Annotated in this window: 17 protein-coding genes and 1 pseudogene; 7 read left to right on the forward strand and 11 right to left on the reverse strand. The window is 48.2% G+C overall.

The genetic code is table 11. The features are described 5' to 3' along the window. Window positions 1–209: 209 nt before the first annotated feature. The 5 genes from ACYX4J_RS00565 to ACYX4J_RS00585 form a co-directional block, all read right to left on the reverse strand. On the reverse strand, window positions 210–671 hold the full coding sequence (locus ACYX4J_RS00565) for a YccF domain-containing protein (protein WP_444911708.1): 462 nt from the start codon (window positions 669–671) through the stop codon (window positions 210–212). A gap of 214 nt (window positions 672–885) precedes the next feature. Further along, window positions 886–1410, reverse strand: a complete 525-nt coding sequence (locus ACYX4J_RS00570) for a nuclear transport factor 2 family protein (RefSeq protein ID WP_444906992.1) — start codon at window positions 1408–1410, stop codon at window positions 886–888. Between the two features lie 292 nt (window positions 1411–1702). Then, window positions 1703–1933: a hexameric tyrosine-coordinated heme protein gene (locus ACYX4J_RS00575; protein ID WP_444906993.1), complete on the reverse strand. Its 231-nt coding sequence runs from the start codon at window positions 1931–1933 to the stop codon at window positions 1703–1705. Window positions 1934–2021: 88 nt separating this feature from the next. Further along, on the reverse strand, window positions 2022–2399 hold the full coding sequence (locus tag ACYX4J_RS00580; protein WP_444895831.1) for a PH domain-containing protein: 378 nt from the start codon (window positions 2397–2399) through the stop codon (window positions 2022–2024). A 231-nt stretch (window positions 2400–2630) separates the two neighbouring features. Continuing rightward, a complete protein-coding gene (locus tag ACYX4J_RS00585) occupies window positions 2631–3557 on the reverse strand; it encodes a LysR family transcriptional regulator (protein ID WP_476177642.1) in 927 nt (308 codons plus the stop codon). Window positions 3558–3717: 160 nt separating this feature from the next. Here ACYX4J_RS00585 and ACYX4J_RS00590 point away from each other — a divergent pair, with 160 nt between their 5' ends. The 3 genes from ACYX4J_RS00590 to ACYX4J_RS00600 all read left to right on the forward strand — a co-directional run bounded on the left by ACYX4J_RS00590 (window position 3718) and on the right by ACYX4J_RS00600 (window position 7537). Continuing rightward, window positions 3718–5163 carry an NAD-dependent succinate-semialdehyde dehydrogenase gene (locus ACYX4J_RS00590; RefSeq protein ID WP_476177643.1) on the forward strand — a complete coding sequence of 482 codons (1446 nt, stop codon included), beginning with the start codon at window positions 3718–3720 and terminating at the stop codon, window positions 5161–5163. 126 nt (window positions 5164–5289) lie between these two features. Further along, complete coding sequence (gene aptA / locus ACYX4J_RS00595; RefSeq protein ID WP_282930904.1) at window positions 5290–6603, forward strand: omega-aminotransferase AptA; 1314 nt, start codon at window positions 5290–5292, stop codon at window positions 6601–6603. Window positions 6604–6952: 349 nt separating this feature from the next. Then, window positions 6953–7537 (forward strand): HdeD family acid-resistance protein, encoded by a 585-nt coding sequence (locus ACYX4J_RS00600; protein WP_476177644.1) that lies wholly within the window; start codon window positions 6953–6955, stop codon window positions 7535–7537. A 99-nt stretch (window positions 7538–7636) separates the two neighbouring features. Here ACYX4J_RS00600 and ACYX4J_RS00605 read toward each other — a convergent pair whose 3' ends face one another. Together ACYX4J_RS00605 and ACYX4J_RS00610 are read right to left on the reverse strand one after the other, a co-directional pair. Further along, a complete protein-coding gene (locus ACYX4J_RS00605) occupies window positions 7637–10372 on the reverse strand; it encodes a M1 family metallopeptidase (protein ID WP_476177645.1) in 2736 nt (911 codons plus the stop codon). A gap of 129 nt (window positions 10373–10501) precedes the next feature. Next, complete coding sequence (locus ACYX4J_RS00610) at window positions 10502–12052, reverse strand: CocE/NonD family hydrolase (RefSeq protein ID WP_476177646.1); 1551 nt, start codon at window positions 12050–12052, stop codon at window positions 10502–10504. Window positions 12053–12378: 326 nt separating this feature from the next. Here ACYX4J_RS00610 and ACYX4J_RS00615 point away from each other — a divergent pair, with 326 nt between their 5' ends. Together ACYX4J_RS00615 and ACYX4J_RS00620 are read left to right on the forward strand one after the other, a co-directional pair. Continuing rightward, on the forward strand, window positions 12379–13881 hold the full coding sequence (locus ACYX4J_RS00615; protein ID WP_476177647.1) for a hypothetical protein: 1503 nt from the start codon (window positions 12379–12381) through the stop codon (window positions 13879–13881). A gap of 227 nt (window positions 13882–14108) precedes the next feature. Further along, entirely contained in the window at window positions 14109–16316 is a 2208-nt protein-coding gene (locus ACYX4J_RS00620; RefSeq protein ID WP_476177648.1) for a transporter substrate-binding domain-containing protein, read from the forward strand. A 64-nt stretch (window positions 16317–16380) separates the two neighbouring features. On the opposite strand, the gene ACYX4J_RS00625 is transcribed toward ACYX4J_RS00620, so the two are convergent. Beyond that, window positions 16381–17424 (reverse strand): Kelch repeat-containing protein, encoded by a 1044-nt coding sequence (locus ACYX4J_RS00625; protein ID WP_476177649.1) that lies wholly within the window; start codon window positions 17422–17424, stop codon window positions 16381–16383. A gap of 44 nt (window positions 17425–17468) precedes the next feature. Further along, window positions 17469–17930, reverse strand: coding sequence for a GNAT family N-acetyltransferase (locus tag ACYX4J_RS00630; RefSeq protein ID WP_444934394.1), 462 nt, complete (start codon window positions 17928–17930; stop codon window positions 17469–17471). A 458-nt stretch (window positions 17931–18388) separates the two neighbouring features. On the opposite strand from ACYX4J_RS00630, the pseudogene ACYX4J_RS00635 reads away from it, so the two are divergent. Both ACYX4J_RS00635 and ACYX4J_RS00640 read left to right on the forward strand, forming a co-directional pair. Further along, window positions 18389–18532, forward strand: a pseudogene (locus ACYX4J_RS00635) (helix-turn-helix domain-containing protein); the annotation flags it as partial. A gap of 67 nt (window positions 18533–18599) precedes the next feature. Beyond that, a complete protein-coding gene (locus tag ACYX4J_RS00640; protein WP_444916185.1) occupies window positions 18600–19271 on the forward strand; it encodes an IS630 family transposase in 672 nt (223 codons plus the stop codon). A gap of 243 nt (window positions 19272–19514) precedes the next feature. Here the strand turns inward: ACYX4J_RS00640 and ACYX4J_RS00645 are convergent, their stop codons facing one another. Both ACYX4J_RS00645 and ACYX4J_RS00650 read right to left on the reverse strand, forming a co-directional pair. Then, window positions 19515–20447 (reverse strand): NosD domain-containing protein, encoded by a 933-nt coding sequence (locus ACYX4J_RS00645; RefSeq protein WP_476177650.1) that lies wholly within the window; start codon window positions 20445–20447, stop codon window positions 19515–19517. Between the two features lie 463 nt (window positions 20448–20910). Further along, on the reverse strand, window positions 20911–22371 hold the full coding sequence (locus ACYX4J_RS00650; RefSeq protein ID WP_476177651.1) for a M1 family metallopeptidase: 1461 nt from the start codon (window positions 22369–22371) through the stop codon (window positions 20911–20913). Window positions 22372–22539 lie beyond the last annotated feature (168 nt).

A 22539-nucleotide genomic window follows, 5' to 3' on the forward strand; every position in this document is an offset into this window, starting at 1 on the left:
CGAAATGAATAAGTTTGAATTTGACAGCGATAAAACAGCTCAAAATTGAATGCTTTAAATTGGTAATGCCTGCTTATAACAAGATAAATAAAGTGATTTTTCTGATCTGAAAAATTTTTTATTAATTTATTGCGGTGGGACTTGAGAACTCAGGGCTATTTTAGTAATAACCCCAAGTTGGTACGGTATCATTGTTAATGTATGTTTACTTAAGTACCACTTCTTAATCTGGTCACTTCAACATCTGCATTACGCATTTTAGCGGAATGGGCTACTTCCTTGCTGACAATAGTCTTTCCTATCGGAGAGAGTGAAATTGCCGCAAGCTTAAGGTGCTGTAAACCAAAAGGTATACCAATAATGGTAATAAAACAGGCAATAGCATGCAGAAGGTGGCCAATAGCAAGCCAGATACCAGCCAATAGGAACCAGATAATATTTCCGACTAAACCAAAGCCGCTTGTCCCAATATCACCGCGCAGGGTGAGTTCTTCTCGGGAAATTGCCTCCTTGCCGAAAGGGAAAAAGGAAAATTTGCCGATTACAAAGCAGGCTCTTCCCCAGGGAATACCAATAATACTGATAAAGGCAATCAGCGAGCAAAACCACCAGCAGAGTCCCATAAAGACACCGCCAAGGATAAACCAGAGGAAATTTCCAAGTGTTCGCATAACTACCCCTACCAATTCGGTAAAATATATTAGTGAAAACGGTAATCTACTGATGTTACCGCAAATCCTAATCGCTATATCATTTATTTAAATTACAGTAGTTAGACGCAAGTCCTCACATTTTAGATTCAGTTATGGATACTTTCCTCAGCCTGAGCGTGACCATTTGGTCAGTCTGGGCGTTGGCTTGGATTTTACCCATTGGGTATAAAATTTACGGTATCAGCTCATTTGCCGGAGCATTACTATTTAGCAAGCGATGACATTGACTACTTCCTGTTACCGGTAGACCTGACTGCAATATACCCAATTGATCCAAGACAGTCGCTTGGTCCCAGTAAATATGCTCAGAGCTGATTTTTCTATTGGAGAAGCTAATTATTCCCACATGGGGGACTGAAAGCTTCTTCCCTGTTGCTTCGATACCAGGTGCGAACCAATCCATACGAATAGAATGGGTAAAATGAAGAATAAACTCATCTACTAAGCTGTCTTTGCCCACGGTGCGGGAAAGAAGCTGTAAATTTATATCTGCTGGCATTTGAGGAATAAATATTTCCCTATAAAATTTTCGCAGGGGTTCTTTTCCCGTTGCGCCGGTATTAACCGGTACATGAATTAATACGGGATTTTCGGTCATGGTAGCAATTGCGGCATCGGCATCTTTTAGATCGAATTCGGCCTCGGTATGGGTTTCCCAAAGTTGAATTAAGTACTTTTCATCGTCATTGTATTCCATCTCTTCCACCTTCCCATTTGAGGCGCAATATTACTGGTCGTTGAGTTAATCCATCTTGTGCCAAAGACAGTATCTCGATGTTTATAAATATCAATAAGGTCGAGAGCGTCAACAGTGAATATGACGATCTCGCAGCTACCTATAGTGATGGCTAATTTTTAGTACAGAATCAGAGTGTTTGTAGTACTAAAAGATCATAAATTATTGAGGAGGAGATGAAGGGAAATTGTTTGAGTGTTTTCAGATCTAGAATGCGTTACCCGTTCTATAAAGATAACGCATTCTTAACCCTTTAGCTGCGCCAGTAATTATTGGCTGCTGCAACGGTTTGGAAATTAATGGCAACAACCTGAGAGGAGGCGATCAGGCTGTCTGCATTTTCCTCATAGGCGGACCTCAGCTTACCCCGTACTTCATCTGAAGGCTGGGTGTATTTAACTCCCATCCTGGATAGTTTCATTGCAAGTTCAAAGCCTTGTTGTGCATTTTCAGTAATTAGGCTTTCTAACCAGATTTGCGACATGGACATCCCTCTCTACTATCGGGTTGATTAATAAAGTTGTGGGGGCTGCTGAGCCCCAGTTATTTTGTATATTTACTAAGGGTTGATATCAGTCCAATATGTATTGGCTAATATATTTGTTGAACTGAATAAGATCGAAAGAACCTCTTATTTCGAACCTTACCTTACCGATCTCGCTTAAATAAATTTCTATTTCACAGTCCAGATCAAAAGTGCCAGCGGTCTCAACAGAGAATGCCTGGATCTTGCTGAAAGGCAAAGAGGTGTAGTCTACTTTTGAGCCCGTGATACCCTGAACATTGGCGGCAATAATGCGTTTGTTGGTGAAAACTACCTGATCGCGAATAGTTTTAAAACCTGCAAAAATAAACTCCCCCTCGATCAGGAACTTATTAAAGTCATCCCTGGATTCAGAGATATCTATAGGCTTGAGTTTAAATACTGGTGAGTTTTTAAAATCTATCACGGGTTATCCCTGTAATTCTATTGGAGGAGGAGATTACCACTGTGGCGCATTAAGTTACAGATGATTTGCTTTTTGGTTGTGTTTTTATGTTTGAATTTATTTAATTATTATGACAATTTCCACAATAGAGGATCGATCATAAGTAGTTGGTAATTTTTAAAATGCTTATCTCTCTATTTGCTGGATTCTTGGCTCGATTATTTCAGTATCATTAGGGATAAACAGCAGTGGCTATATCTGTCTATTGATTTGCAAGGCTTCCAAAAAAAGCTGCACAGCGGGATGAGTTGTTGCACTTTTCTTGAAGGTGACAGCATTTTGTATTCGGTAGTGAAACTTCTCCGGAAGCAGGGGGAGCAGGGTTCCTTCCCTGACATATCTGCGGGCCAGGTATTCCGGTAGGAAACCCACAAAGCATCCAGAAAGTATCATCGCTAACCTGGCCGCCATATGGTTGGCTGTGGATCGCTTGGGAAACAGCCGATACAGGTGCGCCGCACCAGAGAGAACAGTATGGCTGGGCGCAGCTAACTCCTGCTGGGTGAGCAGCTCCTCATCAATAGCTGACACCTGGGCACAGGGGTGGCTGTTACTGCAATAGAGTATCGACTGGTGATAGAACAGGGGTTGGTATTCCAGCCCCGGCCGACGTGAGTGCAAGGGGTTGATACCGATATCAGCGCGGCCTGCGAGGATTTCCAACTCGAGTTCCTGAGGGGCGGCCAGTTGTACTTCCAGGTGTAGTTGTGAGGCCTTCTCACGCAGTTGGGCGATAGTTCCGGGCAAGTTCAATTGCGGTATTTCCAATACATCGTCGGGCATTACCAGGCGCAGGGTACCGGTGAGTTGGGATTGGATTGCATTGACCTGGCTTTTGAAGGTATCCAGGTGTCCATCGAGCTCCAAAATAGCCCGATACAAGGCCTCCCCCTCCGGGGTCAGTTTGAAGTCGGCCCTGCCTCGGGAGCGCAAGCACAATTGCATACCCAGCCGTGTCTCCAGGTCGGAGATATGCACACTGATCGTGGAGCGGCTGATATTCAGGGTGACTTCGGCAGGGGTGATGCCTCCGGCGTGCACAACCTCGCGGAAGACGCGCAGCAGGCGCAAATCCATATCGCTGAGGCGGCCTCCCAGGGCGTTTTTGGTTTTGCTCATAGCTGCACTTCCAGGTTGTTTCCGGCGCTGCGGGCTGCGGATTTGATTAAAGTTTGATAAATATAAACTTTAGTTGGAAAAATACTACTATTCTCCTCAGTCAGCTGCGGCCAGAATCGCCGCATACTACTAATAACATCTATTTACTAGGAATTTCCCTGTGAAACTTGCAAATTCGGACCTGTTGAAATTTCAGAACTATATAGCGGGCGAATGGCGTGACGCTACCGCCACTGTAGATGTATGTGACCCGGCAAATGGCGAGTTGCTAGGCCGTGTGGCCGACGGTACCGCAGAGGATGCCGAGGCGGCGGTGGCGGCTGCCAGTGAAGCCTTCCCCGCTTGGAGCCGCCGTACAGCCGGTGAGAGAGCTTCGGTTCTCAAGCGCTGGTACCAGCTGATCGTGGATAACAGCGATGACCTGGCAATGATCCTTAGCCTGGAGCAGGGCAAGCCGGTAGCGGAAGCGAAAGGTGAGATTATCTACGGGGCTTCCTTTATTGAGTGGTTCGCGGAAGAGTGCCGCCGGGCCTACGGCCAGACGATCCCGACCCACAACCCGGCCATGCGCCTGAATACCATCCGCCAGCCGGTGGGTGTGGTGTCCTGTATTACTCCCTGGAACTTCCCCAACGCCATGATCACCCGCAAGGCGGGTCCGGCACTGGCGGCGGGCTGTACTGTGGTGATTAAACCTGCCCTGGAGACCCCGTTATCGGCCCTGGCGCTGTGCCAGTTAGCAGAAGAAGCGGGCCTGCCCAAGGGGACTATCAACGTGGTTACCGGCAGTGATTCCCCGGGCATTGGCAAGGTTCTGACCCAAGATCCCCGTGTGGCCAAATTCACATTCACCGGCTCCACTGCTGTGGGCAAGCTGTTGATGTCCCAGTGCGCCAGCACCGTGAAAAAAATGTCCATGGAGCTCGGCGGCAACGCGCCGTTTATCGTATTTGACGATGCGGATATGGATACCGCAGTCAGCGCCTGTATGGCGACCAAATTCCGCAATGCGGGCCAGGTGTGCGTGGCCACCAACCGTATTTACGTGCACGAATCCGTGCACGATGAGTTTGTGGAAAAGCTGCGCGAGCAGGTTGCCGCCCTGAAGATCGGCCACGCTACCGAGGAAGGGGTCAATATGGGTCCGATGATCTTCCGCAGGGCTGTAGACCGGGTTCAGGGACTGGTACAGGACGCGGTTGCGGCCGGAGCAAAAATTGAAATTGGTGGTGAGCAGCTGGCCAATGGCGATAACTTTTTTGCGCCAACCATCCTCACTGGAGTTACCGATACCATGCGTATCGCTCAGGAGGAAATTTTTGGCCCTCTGGCGGCGATACAGAAGTTTTCCGATGAGGAAGATGTGGTTTGCCGTGCCAATGAAACGCCCTACGGCTTGGCGGCTTACGTGATGAGTGAAAACATTCGCCGTGCCAATCGTGTGGTAGAGGCGCTCGACTACGGCATGATTGCCTGTAACACCGGGGTTTTCTCCACCACTGTGGCACCCTTCGGTGGTGTTAAAGAGTCCGGCATTGGCCGCGAGGGCGGTGTCGAGGGTATGGCCGAATTTTACGAGACCAAATATTGCTGTTTCGGGGCCTGAGTCCCGGTCTGAACACAACTGGCCTGCGCTTGTCCTAGGTGACAAGCGCTCGAACAGATTTTCGGGAGCCTGTGGCTCCCCTACTTAAGAGTTTGAAACTTCAGGGAACTTGCGGAGATTAATACTATGTCTGAGATGCAAACCGATGCTTTCTGGATGCCGTTTACCCCCAACCGCACCTTTAAGTCTGCACCGAGAATTGTAGAGCACGCCGAGGGGATTTATCTCACGGAGAAAGGCGGTCGCCAGGTTATTGATGCGACTGCGGGTTTGTGGTGCAGCAATGCGGGTCACTGCCGTTCTGAAATTGCAGAGGCAATTTACCAACAGGCAAAAACACTCGACTACAGCTCTATTTTTAATTTTGGTCACGAGTTGGGTTTTGAGTATTCCGAGCGTCTGGTAAAGCACACTCCCGATGGCCTGGACCATGTGTTCTTCGGTAATTCCGGTTCCGAGGCAGTTGAGAGCGCCCTGAAAATTGCCCTGCAATACCAGCGTGTACGCGGCAAGGGCACTCGCACTATGTTTATCGGCCGTGAGAAGGGTTATCACGGGGTAAACTTCGGCGGTATTTCTGTGGGCGGTATTCCTCCTAACTACCAGGGTTTTGGCCAGCCGGTGAAAGCCAACCATATGCGCCACACCCTGGATATCGAGCGCAATGCATTCAGTCGTGGCCTGCCGGAGCACGGTATTGAGTTGGCTGAAGACCTGGAGAGACTGGTAGCTTTCCACGGTGCCGACCAGATTGCCGCTGTGATTGTTGAGCCATTTGCCGGTGCCGGCGGTGTGGTATTGCCTCCCAAAGGCTACCTGCAACGCCTGCGGGAAATCTGTGATAAGCACGACCTACTGCTGATTTTTGATGAAGTCATCTCTGGCTGGGGCCGTACCGGTTCTGCATTTGCCTCCACCGAGTTCGGCGTAACCCCGGATATGATCACCTCCGCGAAGGGGATTACCAATGCCACAGTGCCCCTGAGTGCGGTATTTGTCAGCGACGAAATTTATAAAACCGTGATGAATGCGGCTCCCGATGGTGCGGTGGAATTCTTCCACGGTTATACCTACTCAGCACATCCGGTTGCCTGTGCGGCGGGTATGGCGACTCTGGATATTTACGAGCGCGAAGGCCTGTTGACCCGCGCTGCCGGTGAAATTGGCCAGCACTGGGAAAATGCCCTACACAGCCTGGCTGACCTGGACAATGTGATCGATGTGCGCAATTACGGTTTGGTCGGCGCTATTGAGTTGCGCGCGCCGCAGGATCTGAAAGGGAAATACGGAGCTAAAGTCTCTGGTATGGCCTGGGAAGCTGGAGTGATGGCCCGTGGTATTGGCGATGCCCTGTGTATGTCCCCACCGTTGATTATCGAGAAGCACGAGATCGATGCTGTTGTGGATAAACTGCGTGGCGTGATCGGCGCTCTGGCCTGATTATGCTATTGCGGCAGCCCGTTTGGGCTGCCGTTCTCTCCAAATTACTCTTGTGCCAGAAGGAAAGAATACACTTCTCTCGAGACGCGCCGTGTATTCTCTCCTTCCTGCCTTATTAGTTTTCTCCCTTCCTCTCCTTTCATGACCCGCAGGGCAGTTTGCATAACTTCCCTATTGTCGTTTAGAGCTACACTGAAAATAGTGGCCTGCGGCGCGGTCACAGTCTTTGCAGAGTCGACTGCCTGGCCGCGCTCGTAGGCTGCCTTTAAAAACCGCCGGGGAAAAATTCAATTCCCTGATGGTAAGGGACTCTTCAATATGGAAAGTTACTCAACCTGGGGACTTTTCTATGCCCGCTGACACTCCTCCCCTGGCGACCGGACCTATTTTGCAGGTGTTGTCTGCAAACTGGTGGCTACTCCTTCTGCGCGGTATTGTCGCGGTGATTTTTGGCGTGCTGACTTTTGTCTGGCCGGGATTGTCCCTGTTGACCCTGGTGCTGCTTTTTGGGGTTTACGCTTTCCTGGATGGTATTTTTTCCCTGGTTGCAGCGGTGATGGGGCGGCATAAGTCCACTCCACTGTGGTGGTTGATTGTCTCGGGGCTGATCAGTTTGGCCGCAGGAATTGTGACTTTTATTTTCCCGCAGGTTACCGCTTTAGTGTTGGTCGTTTTTATCGGTGCCTGGGCCCTGGTGCGGGGTATCTTTGAGATTGTCGGTGCTGTTCGTCTGCGCAAGGAAATTGATAACGAGTGGCTGCTGATCGCCATTGGTGTTCTCTCGGTGATTTTCGGAGTTGCGATTTTAGTCAGCCCCGGGGCTGGTGCTTTGGCGTTGCTCTGGGTAATCGGTGCCTATGCGATTATTTTGGGGCTGCCATTGATCTGGTTATCTTTCCGACTGCGCAAACACAATAAATCCGCTTCTTCATAACCGTTTAACTCCAATACGCTCAGTAATAAAAAAGGCCGGTATTACTTGGTAATACCGGCCTTTTCGAATTGCTATTTAAATAACAGCTTCTGTTTTTTATTATTTAGCAGCGAGATTGACTGCCTTCGGCAATGCCCCCATTAACGCTTTGCCTTTTTTCTCCAGTGCCATACACAGCTGGATTCGCTCCTCGGCTTGCGCGAGGCTGCGCTGGTATCCGGGGGCTAAATCACCTTGCTGGGCAAAGAGTTGTTGCAGTTCGCCCAGGTGCTGTTTATCGCAGAAGGCAGCGGCAAGTGATGGGGTGCGGCGGCGGATCTGGGCCGGAATCTTATCTACCACCTTGTCAAAGTTCTGTTGCAGCCACTCCCAGTGCTGTTCCTGAACCCTGGGTTGGGCCAGGGCGTAATGGATCAGGCCAAATGATTCTCTCGGCCCCATTTCGTTGCTGAGCGCTAATGCTTGAATGGTTTCCACTTGCTTGGGATTGTTGCTGGTGCCGATGGCATTGGCACTGGCATTTTCAAAGCGGGGATCATCCAGCTCGGCGCGGACTTTGATCAGGTGTGCGAGGAAATCTTCCCCTGCATCCTGTACTGCCACACTCAGGGCTGCCTGGTATAGGTCAGAGCTTAACGCCTTCGCATCCCGTTCCTGTTTAAAGCCGGTAAAGGCGGTTGCCATTTCCTGTAACTGCTTGCGCGAGTCAGGATCTTCTGCAACTTGCGCCATAAAGGTTAGCAGGTCGCTGTGCAGCATCTGCTGGTCGCTATCACTGCTATTGGCGCTGCGATTTAGTATCGGCAGGTACAGGTTCTGGGCAAAATTTAGGAATGCAGAGCGCTGGGATTCACCCAGGTAATTATCCCGGTACTTCTGCAGGTAGCGCAGTGGCATGGTGATCACCTGGCGCTTGTCCGCCACTGCGGATTTGCGCACTACTTCCAGCAGTGGTGCCGCAGTGAGATTGCCGGCCTCGAAAGCTGAGAAGGCGCTGTCGATAATGGACAGCTGCTCAGTGGCAGAGAACAGGGCAAATTGTTTAATCAGTGCCTGCCACTGCGTCTTGGGAAGGTTCCAGCGGTAGTAGCCGCTGCCCTGAGCATTGGGCATTACCCAATTTGGGCAGGCACCGCCGGTAATCTCCAGGGTTTCCCTTGCCTCAGTCAGGATCTGGCACTGCTGCACGCCGCTATCGGTGCTGAAGCAGAAGGGGATGCTCCATTTATCGCTGGCGTCGGCGATAGGGGAGCCGAGTGGCTTGTAGCGGCTCTGCTGAACCACTAGCGAGGCCTTGCCGTCGCTATTGCAGTCCATGGAGATATCCAGTTGTGGAACCCCTTTTTGCTCGACAAAACTGCGGAAAGTCTCGGTCAGTTCCGGGGTGTTGGTTTCCTGGCCGATCACTTTGTAGAAGGGTGGTGAGTCGGCCACGCTGTCGGAGAAGGTTTCCAGGTAGCGCCCCAGTGCCGGGCGGAAGTTTTCCGCTCCGAAATAGGTGTCCACCATGTGGATAACGCCCAGGCTCTTCGAGTAAGTGATCGAATCGTAGGCGTTGCGAATATTGTTGTTGTCCGCGATGGGCTCACGAATGGCGCGGGTGCTGGCCAGGGAGTCCAGCTGCATGGCGCCGATCGCATAAGTCGCTGCGTTGAGGTCGTGCCCCTCTTCAGGTTCCATAATGGTGAGGGCCAGCGCCTCCCCCCAGGTAGCGAAACCTTCTTTCAGCCACAGGTCGTCCCACCAGGGAGGGGTGACCTGATTGCCAAACCACATATGGGCAATTTCGTGCGCATGAACTTCTACGAGAGCCAGGCGGGTGCCGGGAGCGGGGTTGTCGCCCACCAGGATACGCTGTTCGCGATAAGTAATTGCCGCAGACAACTCAGTAGCGCCACTGGGCCACTGGGGGGCGGCAATAATGTCCAGCTTCTTGAATGGGTAGGGGCGTTGCAGCTGGGTCTCGAAGGTCTCCACCATTTTGGGGGTGATATCGAGGATGTAGTTCATATCCTCACCGCGACCTTTACGGGCGAAGCCGCGCAGGGGTATGGGGTCTTTGCGGTACTTGCTCGGCGGTATGGCTGGGCGCTCAACTTGGTCAAATGGGCCAACTGATAGGGACAGTAAATAGGTGGACATCGGTGGTGTGGTGGCGAAAATGACTTTCTCCATGCCGTCACCTGCCGCTTCGCGCTTCAGCTCGGGCCCATTGCTAATCGCTGCGTAGCCTTCGGGTATTGTCAGGCTGACAGTAAAGGGGGCCTTCAGGCCTGGCTCGTCGAAGCCGGGTAAATACTTGCGGGCCTGGATCGATTCAGATTTTGCCAGGGCATAGGCATCGCCCCGTTCCTCGACCTTAAAAAGCCCGGCCAGGTTGCGATCAAATGCAGCACTGTAGTCGATGTGCAGTTTGAAACTGCCCGCATCGATCTTCTCCGCAAACTCTACTGCGGCAACACCACTGTCCAGTACTTCCCGGTATTCGGCCGGAATCTGGCGGCCGTCATCGAGCTGTGCGTAGACTTCGCGCACATCCAGGTTTTTGCCATGCAGCCAAATATGTCGGGCACCTGCCGCCAGCTGGATATCGATATCCACCTTGCCAGTGAAGGAGTCTTTGCGCGGGTCCAGCACCAGTTCCAGCTGGTAATCCAAGGGGGTGGTGCCCTCGGGCAGGCGCCCTTCGGGAGCCTTATCAAAATCGAGGCCTTTAGCCTCGACTTCCTGGGCAGTATTGGTTTTTGCTGGTTCCGATGCTTTTTCTGCGGGGTTACAACCTGCTACTGAGAGCAGGGCCGCAGTTAGCAGGGCGAGCGGGATGTTCTTTTTCATGGTAGGGGGAGCACTCAGCCAAAAGGCTGATTGTACCGCTTTGGAGAAAAATTACGCGATGCAAATAGTTGGGCTGAGGGGAAGGTGGGAGGAAACCCGGCAGTGGATGCCGGGTTTCTGTGGGGAGACCTACAGGTGCGGTACGGTCAGGCTAGAGACCTTGCTGCTGCTGTAGGGCACTGTGATGGTGTAATTGGTATTTTCCGGCTTCTGGTAGATATAACCCTGAGTATCGATGGCCAATACTACACGGTGGCCAACCGGGACATCGTAGCTGGTGGTGAAAAAGTCCATTTCGAACTTTTGTTTTTGCCCAGACTTGTCTGAATGCAGGGTAATGGGGGCGTGAGTTATCAGACGCCCCAATCCCAACGGACCCACATCGTAGAGGTGCACGTTGAGTTGCACTTCTTTTTTGCTGGGTTCCACCCACATTTCGAGTTTGGGTTCGCCGCGAATCTTCAGGGTTTCCCACTGAATCGGTGATTTGTACTCGATGGCGTAGTAGCCGTTGATAGCGATCATGGGCGCGTAAACGGGGATACCGAAGCCTTCCAGTGCATCGGAAACCAGCGGGATACCGGTGCCTGCAAAGGTATCTGAGCCGCCGTGGAATTCATTACTCCAGCTCCAACCGTCGTACTTGTCGCTCTCCATTTTTGCATTGTTAAACATGGTAAAGCGTGGCTGCAGGTACCAGGTGGTGCTTTCGTCTGTTACCGGGTAGTCCTCGAATTGCTCCAGCTCATTGCTGATACGCACAGTCATATCCACCTTGGGTTCGGTGTCGATCCCGTTGTCCTCGCCTTTAAGGTGGTGGTCGAACCAGCGGAAACTGGTGGACCAGATATGGCCATTGTTACCGGTAAGAGTCTCGGTAATCGCGTGGGTGCCGGGGTTTAGCATGAGTTTCTTGGGCCCTTCGAGCAGGGAGTAGAAATCGGTCATGCTATTCGGCTTAAACAGGTAGTCGGCGAAATTGTTTGAGAGCAATACCGCTGTGCCGTTTTGATTGATTTCGTCCACGTAACTCATTGCGGAGCGCTCAGCACCGAAATTAATTACCTGTTCCATATTTTCGCCGTCGCGCAGGTTGCTCCATACCTGCTCGAGTTCGGCCTCTTTCTGGAAGGCCGTAGTAACAAGCAGCGTGCCCCATACCAGGTTGACGGTTTCATTGGGGTACAAAGCTTCTACTACATCTGCCCAACCGGATAGCGCAGCTACTGCATCGACGCGAGGGTGCTTAGCGGCACTCAGTAGTGAAATTCCACCGCCGTAGGAAATTCCGGCCATACCCAGCTTGCCCACCGGGTAATTGGTTTCCAGCCAGTCGATCAGGACTCCCACATCGTTAAGGCTGTTATCCCCTGCGACGTCAACAAGTCCTCCCGAGTGCCCAAATCCCCGGGTGGAGTAGCTGAGCACCAGGTAGCCGTTTTCTGCCAGCTCTTTGGCCTGGAAGTGGTACTGGTGCTTCTCCAGCCCCCAGCTGTTGGTAAAAATAACGGTGGGGTAACCGTCTGCTGGTGCAGGCGTCTCCGGGATAAATAAGTTCGCATCCAGGACCGTACCGTCAAAAGAAGTAATATCCACGTCGGCGATATATTCCGGTGCCGACCAGGCATGAGCAGACATTAGGGCGCCGCCAAGCAGCGCCAGTAGTGGCTTGGTATTCATTAGTTTTCTCTCATCTGATGAAATCATTATTATTTTTTTGACCAGGATTCCCTCCTTGGTCGACCCCGTACTATAGGAGTTCATCCTAGTTTTGTACGTAAACAGGGCTAAATTTGAGACGTTTGTCTCGCTTCATGTCGCAATCTGCTGCAGAAAACTATTTGTGAACATCTATCTATTTTGTGTCTTTCCGGTCACACAAAAATAGGCGAAAAGCCGTTTTGTGATCAAATTGATCTTTTTTTGATCAGTGAAAACCGGTACTGTGTCGTCTTCGCTAATCAGCTAGGGAGGGCTTCAGCAACAATGACTCGGTGGCCCGAACTATGGTTTCTCGTTCAGTTGTTCTATTAGTACTTTGTTTCGGATTTATCGCTTCAGCCTACGCCGCGCCGCGCAGCTTGGGGGAGGTGACCTGGTATGAAGTCGACAGTGATAATTTTCGCGTGATTACCGATGGTGATCCCAACGCAGTCAAAAGTCTGGTAGCAGACCTGGAGCGCTATCGCGCAGTGGCCTTGGAGCTACTCGATGCAGATCCAAAAAGTGAACGATTAACTATTTATGCGGCCGCAGACCGGGACACCTATGCAAACCTGGTGGGTGTTGAGCTGGCGGATATGACTAACGGTTTGTTCGATACCTCTGCGGAGGGTAACTATGCCCTGGTAAACCTGGATGGTCGCAGCGTTGAGAGGCAGCTCAAAGCGCGCGAATTCCTGTTCCACGAATACACCCATTTTCTGAGCTATAACGGCAACACCACCCACTACCCCTATTGGTATAGCGAGGGGTTTGCTGAATTTATGGCAACCATGTCATTCCCGGAAAAAGGCACCTACGAAATTGGCTCCATTCCCAGCGAACGGGCCATGACCCTGATGTATACCGGGCTTATGCCGCTGGAAGACCTGTTGCGCGCGACGGTGTACAACACCGATGCGGACGAAAAGGCAGATGTCTATGCCGGAGGTTGGATTCTGTCTCACTGGTTGATGATGAAAAGCGGCAAGCAGGATAATTTCGATAATTTCGTCAAAGCCTATAACGATGGTGCCGACCCAGTACTTGCCCTGGAAGAAGCGCTGGGGATGTCGGTGAAAGAAATCGAAAAGGCCTATGTCGCCACTTATAAGGCGGATAGCTTTGAACATTTTAGTGGCGCTATCCCCGCGGACTTTAAAGAGGCCAGCCCTACGATTAAACGCCTCAGCAAAAGAGAGTCGGTGAGTATCCTGGCTGGATTTATCGCCCAGTCCGGTTACAACCTGCTGGCCTTGGATGAGTTGATTGAGTATGCCTACAGCACGGGTATTTACAGTACTGAGTTGGCTGCGATTAAAGCGAGTGCCGATCTGCGATTGGGTAATTTCCCCCAGGCTAGCCACCTTTTGGCCAGTGTCCCTACTAAGGACCGGGGCCAGCTATGGTACTTGAGTGCCCATGCCTGGTTAACGGTTAATCAGCAGGCGGTGGCGCCCGGTAGTAAGCGGGATCTTCGCAGCCTGAAAATGGCGCGGGAGGAGTTCGACTTCCTGGTGAAGGAAGAACCGAAAAATGCATCTCACTGGTTTGGCCTGGCGATGGCTATGGAGATGCTGGATTACCCCCGAGAGGAATATCTGGAAAAGCTGGAGCAGGCTTACAAGCGTGCCCCCCGTGAGCTGCATATTGCCCAGTGGCTGGCAGAAGAGCTCTACCAAAAGAAAGATGCGGAGTATTTTGCCCGAGTGGCGAAGCCGCTGATGTTCGAGCTCCCAGACGAGGAGCAGAACAAAGAAATAAAAATGAGGTTGGCAGAGCTGAAGGGCAAACCCAAGTCATCATAGCAACCATAAGAGCGCTCACTGAATAAAAAAGGCTTGTCACTCTGTGTAAGAGACATCCGACATTCGCCAACGTATATTTGCCCGGCAATTGACTTTGCCGGGCTTTTTTTTAGGGGATAATTTCCCAGCAAACTGGTACGATTTCTGTAACAGCGGCAATTCCATATTGTGAAGCATAGCGTGCGCGTTAAGGGTAATGCTTCTCATAGAATAAGAAAGGGTGCACTGTGAGCAGAAAACGGTTTTTCGTTATATTTCCGCTATTTGTCTTAATATTGCTGCTTGCCGCATGCGAAAGTAATAGAGATCCTGTTGTAGAAAACTCAAAGGTTTTAACGGAATCTCCCCAACAACCGATACCAACGCCGCAGAATAAACAGCCCGCAAAGCCACAGTTTGAAAATTATGTAGAGCAAGGAGATTTGCCAGCCCTGTTAGAGAGAGGTGTATTGCGCCTGTTGGCCCCAAGGGGCCCCCAGGAGAGCGCCTTACCACGAGAAGGACTACCTGCAACAGAGTGGCGAAAACTTGCGGAAAATTTTGCTCGTAGCCGCGGATTAAAGCCTCAGTGGGTTTACGTAGATAACTTTTCCGATTTAATTCCGGCGGTTATTGATGGACGTGGGGATGTAATCGCCACCAATTTTTCCCGCACCGAAGAACGCAAGTTATTACTGGGTTTTACCCGCCCATTACAATATGTTGATGAGTTGCTAATTACTCATAAAGAGTTCGAGGTGGAAGAGGCTGTGCCCTTACAAGTCGTGCTGCGGCGGGGCAGTGCATTTGCTGAAACCCTGGAGCAGCGAGCCGATACGGAAAATTACAGAATCACTTACCTCGATAAGCCGGTTGCAACCAGCGAGCTTATCGCGGCTGTAGCAGCGGGTGAATATCCCGCAACAATTATTGATAGTAATTTGGCCGATGTACTTCTAACTGATTACCCTCAACTCACAGCCACCACAGAACTCGATTCCCGCAGGCCTATCGCTTGGGCTGTACGCAAAAATGCTATCGCTTTGAGGCGTGAGTTGAATGAGTTCTTTACAGCAGAATTGGTATTGGCCAGTCAGAACCGAGAGCAGCCACTGAGAGATTGGCAGGCGATAAAGGAGAGCGGAACTTTAAGGGTGCTTACTCGCAATCACCCCGCTTCCTACTTTATCTGGCGCGGTGAGTTGATGGGGTTTGATTACGATCTGCTAAGGAAGTTTGCCCGTGACCATAAATTACGTCTGAGCATGGTTGTGCCCGATAAAGACCAGGATTTGGTCGAGGCATTGAATGATGGAATGGGAGACATGATTGCTGCATCCCTAACTGTTACCGAGGCTCGCCGCCAGCAGGGATTGGTATTTTCCAAGCCTTATATGACAGTTACGGAACAGGTAGTAGCCGCAAAATCAAATGTGCCTGATAAAGAGCTGCCCCTTCCAGAGAACCTGCTTTCTGGGCAAACAGTAGTGGTTAATCCCACCACGAGCTATCACGAGAGTCTGGTCAAAATAATGGAAAAGCAGCACGGGCAAGATATGGTGCCGCTACAGATCCATCGTCTAAAAAGCGCTACCAGTGAGTTTCTTATTGATGCAGTAGCCAGGGGTATTTTTCCCTATACCGTAGTTGACTCACACTTGGCCGCCATTGAAAGCACTTACCGGGATGACTTTACTGTAGTGGGGGAGTTGCCAGGGGAGCGAGATATCGCCTGGGCCGTTCGAACTGGCCAACCGGTATTACTGGAACAACTGAATAACTTTCTGAACAAGCACAATCGGGACCTGTTCTTTAACGTTACTTACAATAAATATTTCAAGGAGCAAAAGCGTATCCTACAACATCAAGGGCAGCGCCTGCGCAGCACTGATGAACTATCGCCCTTTGATCCCATAGTAAAGAAATATACTGAGGCTACCGATCGGGATTGGCGTATGGTGGTTGCGCAGATGTATCAGGAGAGTCAATTTAACCCCCAAGCTCGCTCCTTTGCCGGTGCTCAGGGCTTGATGCAGGTATTACCTCGGACTGCACGACAGATGGGAGTTAACAATTTGTATGATCCTGAAAACGGTATCCGCGCAGGTGTATCTTATCTGGGGTGGTTGGATAAACGTTTTCCTGAAAATATACCCCTAGAGCAGAAGATCTATTTTACCCTGGCTGCATATAATGCGGGTCACGGCCATGTCAGGGATGCCAGGACGTTAGCCCGACGACTGAAGTGGGACCCTAACCAGTGGTTTGGCCATGTTGAAGAGGCCATGTTGCTGTTGTCCCAGCCTGAATACTATCGCGATAGTCGTTTTGGTTACGTGCGCGGCAGGGAGCCAGTTAATTATGTGCGTGAGATACGGGATAGATATATTGGATATTTAGGAGTTGAGCGCCATCAGAACTATACAGATATTGATGGCGGCATTGCTCCCGATTAATTAATGCATCCCATCAGTGGGCCTCTGCAAGCCAGAGGCATTGTGGGTTTTTATTGATTGCCCTTTAGCTCCAGCGCAGCTGTATTGCGGAGGCGAGAGTTTCTTGCGGCCCAACTTTAGAGGCTCCACCAATCAAGTAGAGGCTTTCTCCTAGGGCTACTGCTCCGTGACCGTGCCGTGCCTGGGGCAACTGACCCTGATTGTTCCAATCATCTGTGACTGGATCGTAAATCCAAATATTGTTAAATGCTGTACCAGTCTTCCAGTTGCCATTGGGGCCAAATGCCTCACCGCCGGTAACTATTAATTTATTATTTAATGGGGTTGCTGTGAGCCCGGCAACAGCTTGGGGAAGGGGGCGGATCTTTTCCCATTTATCCAGGCTGGGGTCATAAACTTCGGCATAAGTTAGATTCCCGGCCTTGCGACCATTGTCGCTAACCTGGCGGCCACCAACAACATAAATTCTGTTATTTAAAGTTACCCCACCTGCGGAGTTTCGCTTGATACTGGCTGGTGCTGCTTGCTCCCAATGATCTCCTCTTGTAAGCACATAATGAGAATTGGTATCTCTATTTTTAGACTGTTCGTTGGGGGCCTTACCGCCAATGACATGGATGTTCTCCCCAATATTGGTGTAAATAGATTCAGCCAAGGGCCGGGGGAGAGGGCTGGTTTCTATCCAATGCTTATATTCGCTGGAAAGTTTATAAACGGTATTTCGGGCTTGCCAAGCGCTATCCGAATCGCCAAAAAATCCACCTATGCCATATAGACTGTTGGAGTTACTGGCCATGCCGAGGTGATGTCTTGACTCAGGTAAATTGGGCCCTGGCCTCCAGTTTTGTTCCCGCGGAGAAAAGATATGTGTTTGTTTAGTTGGAGAGAGACCGAAGAAAACTGCTGTATCCGATGGGATAAATCCCCCTGCTACATAGATCTCGCCAGAAAAGACTGCGGGGTAAATCTCCTGTAAAGGCATTTCCAGGCTGGGAAGACTTGATATAGATAGACTGGAAATAGCCTCTTTAGCGGTTAGATTGACTCCACCAAAAGTAAGGGAAGCTAAGCTGGAATATTTAATAAAGGATCTTCTGGATAGCGTCATAGTAACAAACACTCTCACACTGACTGATAAAGAATACCTATTGATTATAATTTTTTACCTAAAAATAGGCTAAAAGGGTCATTTTTATAGTGACTGAAAGGGTCGCAATCGTCAAATCCATAATGGCGATAGAGAGCGATTGCGGGAGCAAAAGCTTCAGTGCGGCCTGTCTCCAGCTTTATCTCTTTATATTTACGCTGCTTTGCCTCCTCCAATATTCTTTCTATCAAGGCGCGGGCAACGCCTTTGCGCAGAAACAGAGGATGAGTTTTCATGGATTTTATTTCACCCAAGTTAGGGTCGATCTCTTTTAGAGCAGCACATCCGGCCAAAACTCCATCAATTCTTGCCCCCCAAAAGGTAATCATGGGGTCATTTAACTCATCAGGATTTAGTGCGTGAACGCTTCCAGGTGGGGAATGTCGGTACATTTCCCGTAGATGAGTTTCGAGAAGATTGTTAATGGAACCGTCGGACAGATCGTCTAATTGTACTGATATATACATCTTTATTTGATTGTCTTTCTTTTTAAAATAATGGCTTAAGCAGGAACGCCCGTTAATTTTTTAGGCTTTGAAATGTCACTGTAACAAGATTTTTAGAGAAGGATAAGTATAAGTTGGCTGGTGCAATAGATATGCTTTATTAGGGGGCATTGAGATAAAATATATAATTTTTGCACCGTTTTATTACGCGTAATACCCTGCCAAAAGCCTGGCAAGGGGAACTAAGGGCTGGATATTGCACTTAGTTCAACATTAATAGCTAGTTTAAAGAAGATTTAGAGTAATCGCTTCCCGATATTGATACAGCGTTCACCGGAGTAGCGATGATTTTTTAATGCTTTTACCAATGTGGGCTTAAGTTGTGGTTTTTCTTTCACTAGCTCGGCGACCTTATAGTTCTGTATAATGTTCGAATGAATATTATTGATGCATGAAGATTACTCGCTTCCGCTCAGGAGGAGAAACGTCGAACTGCGGTAAAGCTTTGGAAGAAATCGGAGCCTACAGTAGAAATTGCAAGAACACTGGATGTTTCCAGCCGTGCTGTGCAAAATTGGATTAAGGCTTACAAATTTGACGGATTCGAGGCATTAGCCGCTTAAAAGCGCGGCTATTTGAAAGTGGTGAATCGCAGCCTAACGGCAGAGCAAGAAAAGCAGCTTCAAAAAAATCGTAGCTGAACAGCTCAAACTTAACTATGCTCTGTGGACTTGTAAGACTTTCATGGAGCTAATCGAACGTGAGTTTGGCATAAAAATGTCAATTCGAACGGTCGGTGATTATCTGAAGCGCTGGGATTTTACACCTCAGAAGCCCGCCATACGCGCCTATGAGCAAAACCCCAAAGTAGTTAAAAAATGGATGGAAGAAGACTATCCATATATTAAACAACGTGCCAAAAAGGAAGGTGCAGAAATTTACTGGGGTGATGAAACGGACATTCGCAGTGATTGTCAGCATGAACGCGGCTATGCGCCAAAAGGAAAACCACCCATTGTGAAGTTAACCGCAAAGCGAGCTTCACTCAACATGATCTTAGCGATTACAAATCAAGGGACAGTGCGCTTTCAAATTTACGAAGGAAGCATGAATGCCGACAGATTAATTGGCTTTCTTAAGCGATTAATTAAAACCGCAGGCAGAAAGGTTTACCTCATTCTAGATAACCTTAGGGTACATCATGCCCGAGTGATTAAAGCTTGGCTGTCAGAGCATGAGGATGAGATAGAAAAATTTTATTTGTCATCGTATTCACCTGAATTGAACCCAGATGAGTATTTGAACTTCGATCTTAAAGGGGGTGTATATAGTGGGATTCCAATACAATTCAAAAAAAGTTAGAAAAAACTACTTTCTCACATGAGAACGCTACAGAAGAAGCCTGCGCGCGTAGTTTCCTACTCTAAGCATAAGGAAATTTAATATGCAGCATAGATGAACTATTGGGCCTCCGGGTTAATAGTAAAGAAGTGATACAGAATTCTGAACACTACCGCCAGAGGCTATGTATTAATTAATGCATTCGTTAAAAAGTGGAGAATTAGAGTTTGAGCAGAGCGATCACTCACTATGCCCAAACTTTAATTAATCCAAGCAGGCTGGATCTGAAGTAACAAAAATATTTCCCGCCCATACGTTACTACTACTGCAGTCTAGATCCAGAGGTGAAAATAAATCAAAAATACCATTATCAATTGCTGTATTCGACACAATTACATTTTGAGTAGCATTTAAGTCGAGCAGATAGATGCCATAAGATGTATTGTCACTAGCTTCATTGCCAGTAATAGTATTATTGTCAGCATCGTATATTTCTATACCCACGTTATTATTGTTTATAGAATTATTGACGACTGTAGTAAATTCACTCCTAAGCTCAATCCCTGCTTCGTCATTAGAATCTATTGTATTTAAAACAACGACATTAAATGATCCATCAAGATCAATCCCATCTTCAGTATTTAGTATTTCATTACCAGAAATAAAGTTACCATCTCCATCAAGTTCGATACCTTCATCATCAACCGTATCAATAATATTATTAGTGATTATGTTGGAATTTGAACTGGATCCAATATCTATTCCATCATCATCGGTATTGAAAGAGGAGGTATCGGTTACTGTATTGAAGCTACTATTGATAACAATGGCATCATCATCTGAGTCAATTATATTGATTGTAGATACTCTATGGCTTCCAGTACCCTCTATCTGTATGGAGTCAAAACACTCCTGAATATCACCATTGCTGAGCCTGGCTGCAGTACCCGTTAAAAGTATCCCATCACCTGTCGCGTTTACACACATTAAAGTGTAACCACCCATATCAAGGCGGCCCGAAGGTCCCTCAATAGTAAGAGATGGGTTAAAAATAGTTGAATCACAGGATAGGTCTTCTGTGAGAGTTTCCGAGGTTGTGATAACGTCGCCACAGCTAACGGCACTGGCAACTATGGGGACGGCTAATGTGCCAATTAAAATCGTCACTGAGGTAAGATGCATTGCTGTACTTTTCATAAGTTTTCACTCACGTTCTTGTAGTGATATGGATAGCTGTAAACATTAATCAAAGCTCAAATAAAAAAATAACAGAAAAAATCTAGAACTAATTACTACAAATCCATGTAGATAAAATTTCACTCAGGGGTCAATATGTAAAGATTCTGGCAGGTCTGAATCTTCTTTAAAAGTATCGATTTTAAATAAATTGGCTCCATTTATTTCGATAACTTATTAAGTTTGTTATGAAAATCCCTGATATTATATAGCAGCCAAATGGTCCATCCGGAAGGTAATGTTATTTAAAGAAATTGTTCATCCTCACTAACGACCTGATCCTACCCACCAACGACGGACACACTCTTATGCGATAAACTATGCAGCAGAGGTGCTCTAGACAAGATCAAATAAACCAACCAAAAACGCTCGTAAACAATACTCAGAGGAGTATAGAAAAGATGCCCTGGCACTGGAAACTGGCCTAAATTGTGTTGAGGCCGGCCTGGTAAAGCCACTGTTGCTGCCAGGAATTAAGATCTTTATCCGCAGCTTTGCCCAGGTGGTTGATAAAGTCATTGAGGGTTGAATTGTTATAAGACAAAGCCTTTAAGTAATTACTGACGCCTTTGCGAAATTCTTCTTTGCCCAAATAGTAGGGCAATTGCTTGAGTACTGAGCCGCCTTTGCCATAAGTAATTCCATCAAAATTGGCAAAGGCTTCGTCAGTATTGTTGACTGGTAGTTGAATAGCGTGGGTAGTGGGGCGTTGATCAGTGTGGTAAGCCCATTGCTTGGCGCCTAAATAATAGTTCTCCCAAGCGGTAGTGAATTCGCTATTTTCGGCTAGAGCCAGATTGGCCATATAAGTGGCAAAACTCTCATTGAGCCAAAGGTCATCCCACCAATTCATGGTGACCAAATTACCAAACCATTGATGGGCCAGCTCATGGGCAATAACATTGGCGAGGCGCATCCGCTGGGCCTGGGTCTTTTTTCCTCGGGATATGTAAGAATCGTTAAATGTTACAGCCCCAACATTTTCCATAGCGCCGGCGTTAAAATCAGGTACTAGTATTTGATCATATTTTTTAAATGGATAATCAATTTCAAAGTAGGGCTGAAAGAACTCAAAGGATTGTTTGGTGAAGGTAAACCAGTCTTCTGTTTTTACGTAATTTGCCAGGCTCTGTCTTGCCATTAAGCGAAGGGGAATATCTCCTGCCTTGTCTTCCCAGATGTGGTAAGGACCTGCATGTAAAGAGAATATGTAAGATGAGAATTTCTTGGTTTGAGGAAAAAACCAGTGGTTTGATTTTCTTTTCTCTTCTCCTCTCTCCTCTCTTTCCGCGCTAACTACTACCCAGTCTTTTGGAGCCTTTACATCCAGGGTGTAGCGTGCTTTCAAATTGGGTTGGTCAAAATGTGGGAATAGGCGATTGGCATCATAAGGTTCAAAGTCCGTATATAAATAGACCTTTTCATCTTTGGGGTCTTTAAAGTGATGTAATCCTGAGCCATTGTTAGAGTACGGGTGTTGATAATTCACCGTAATCGTGTGGGATTTTTCCGGTAGGTTTTGATAATCAATAGAAATAAAGTAGTTGTTGTACTCAAATGGAACAGATCTTCCATCGACCTGGATTGAATCAACCGCACCACCGGAAAAATCGATAGTGAGCGGCTGTTCAAGTATTTTTCTAAAATTGATATCTGCGTGCATAATTCCGGAGAAGTTCTTAGCTTGACTATCCAGATTGATGCTCAGCCGATAGTCCACTTCAGCAATTTGCTGACGACGAATGTCAGCATAAGATTCTGAAAGTCCTGGGGCTGTGGTTCTAATAGGAGATGAAATTTTCTTTGCTGGTGAGCTTATTTCTTGCTTAGTAGTTCTTTGCTCACAGGAACTTAATAAAATACCACATAGAATCGCTATAACCACTTTGTACTTTAGTAATACATTTGTAAGGCGAATATATTAGTTCATGGTGCTATTTTTAATATAGAGTTATTGAATTACTATTTGCGATTTACTTTGTATCATTAAAGATAGCTAGGTGGCGATATAAATTTCCGTATCAGGAGGGGGAATCTTTTATACAGAGTGAGA

It is taken from the genome of Microbulbifer sp. ABM4_008, assembly GCF_056311705.1.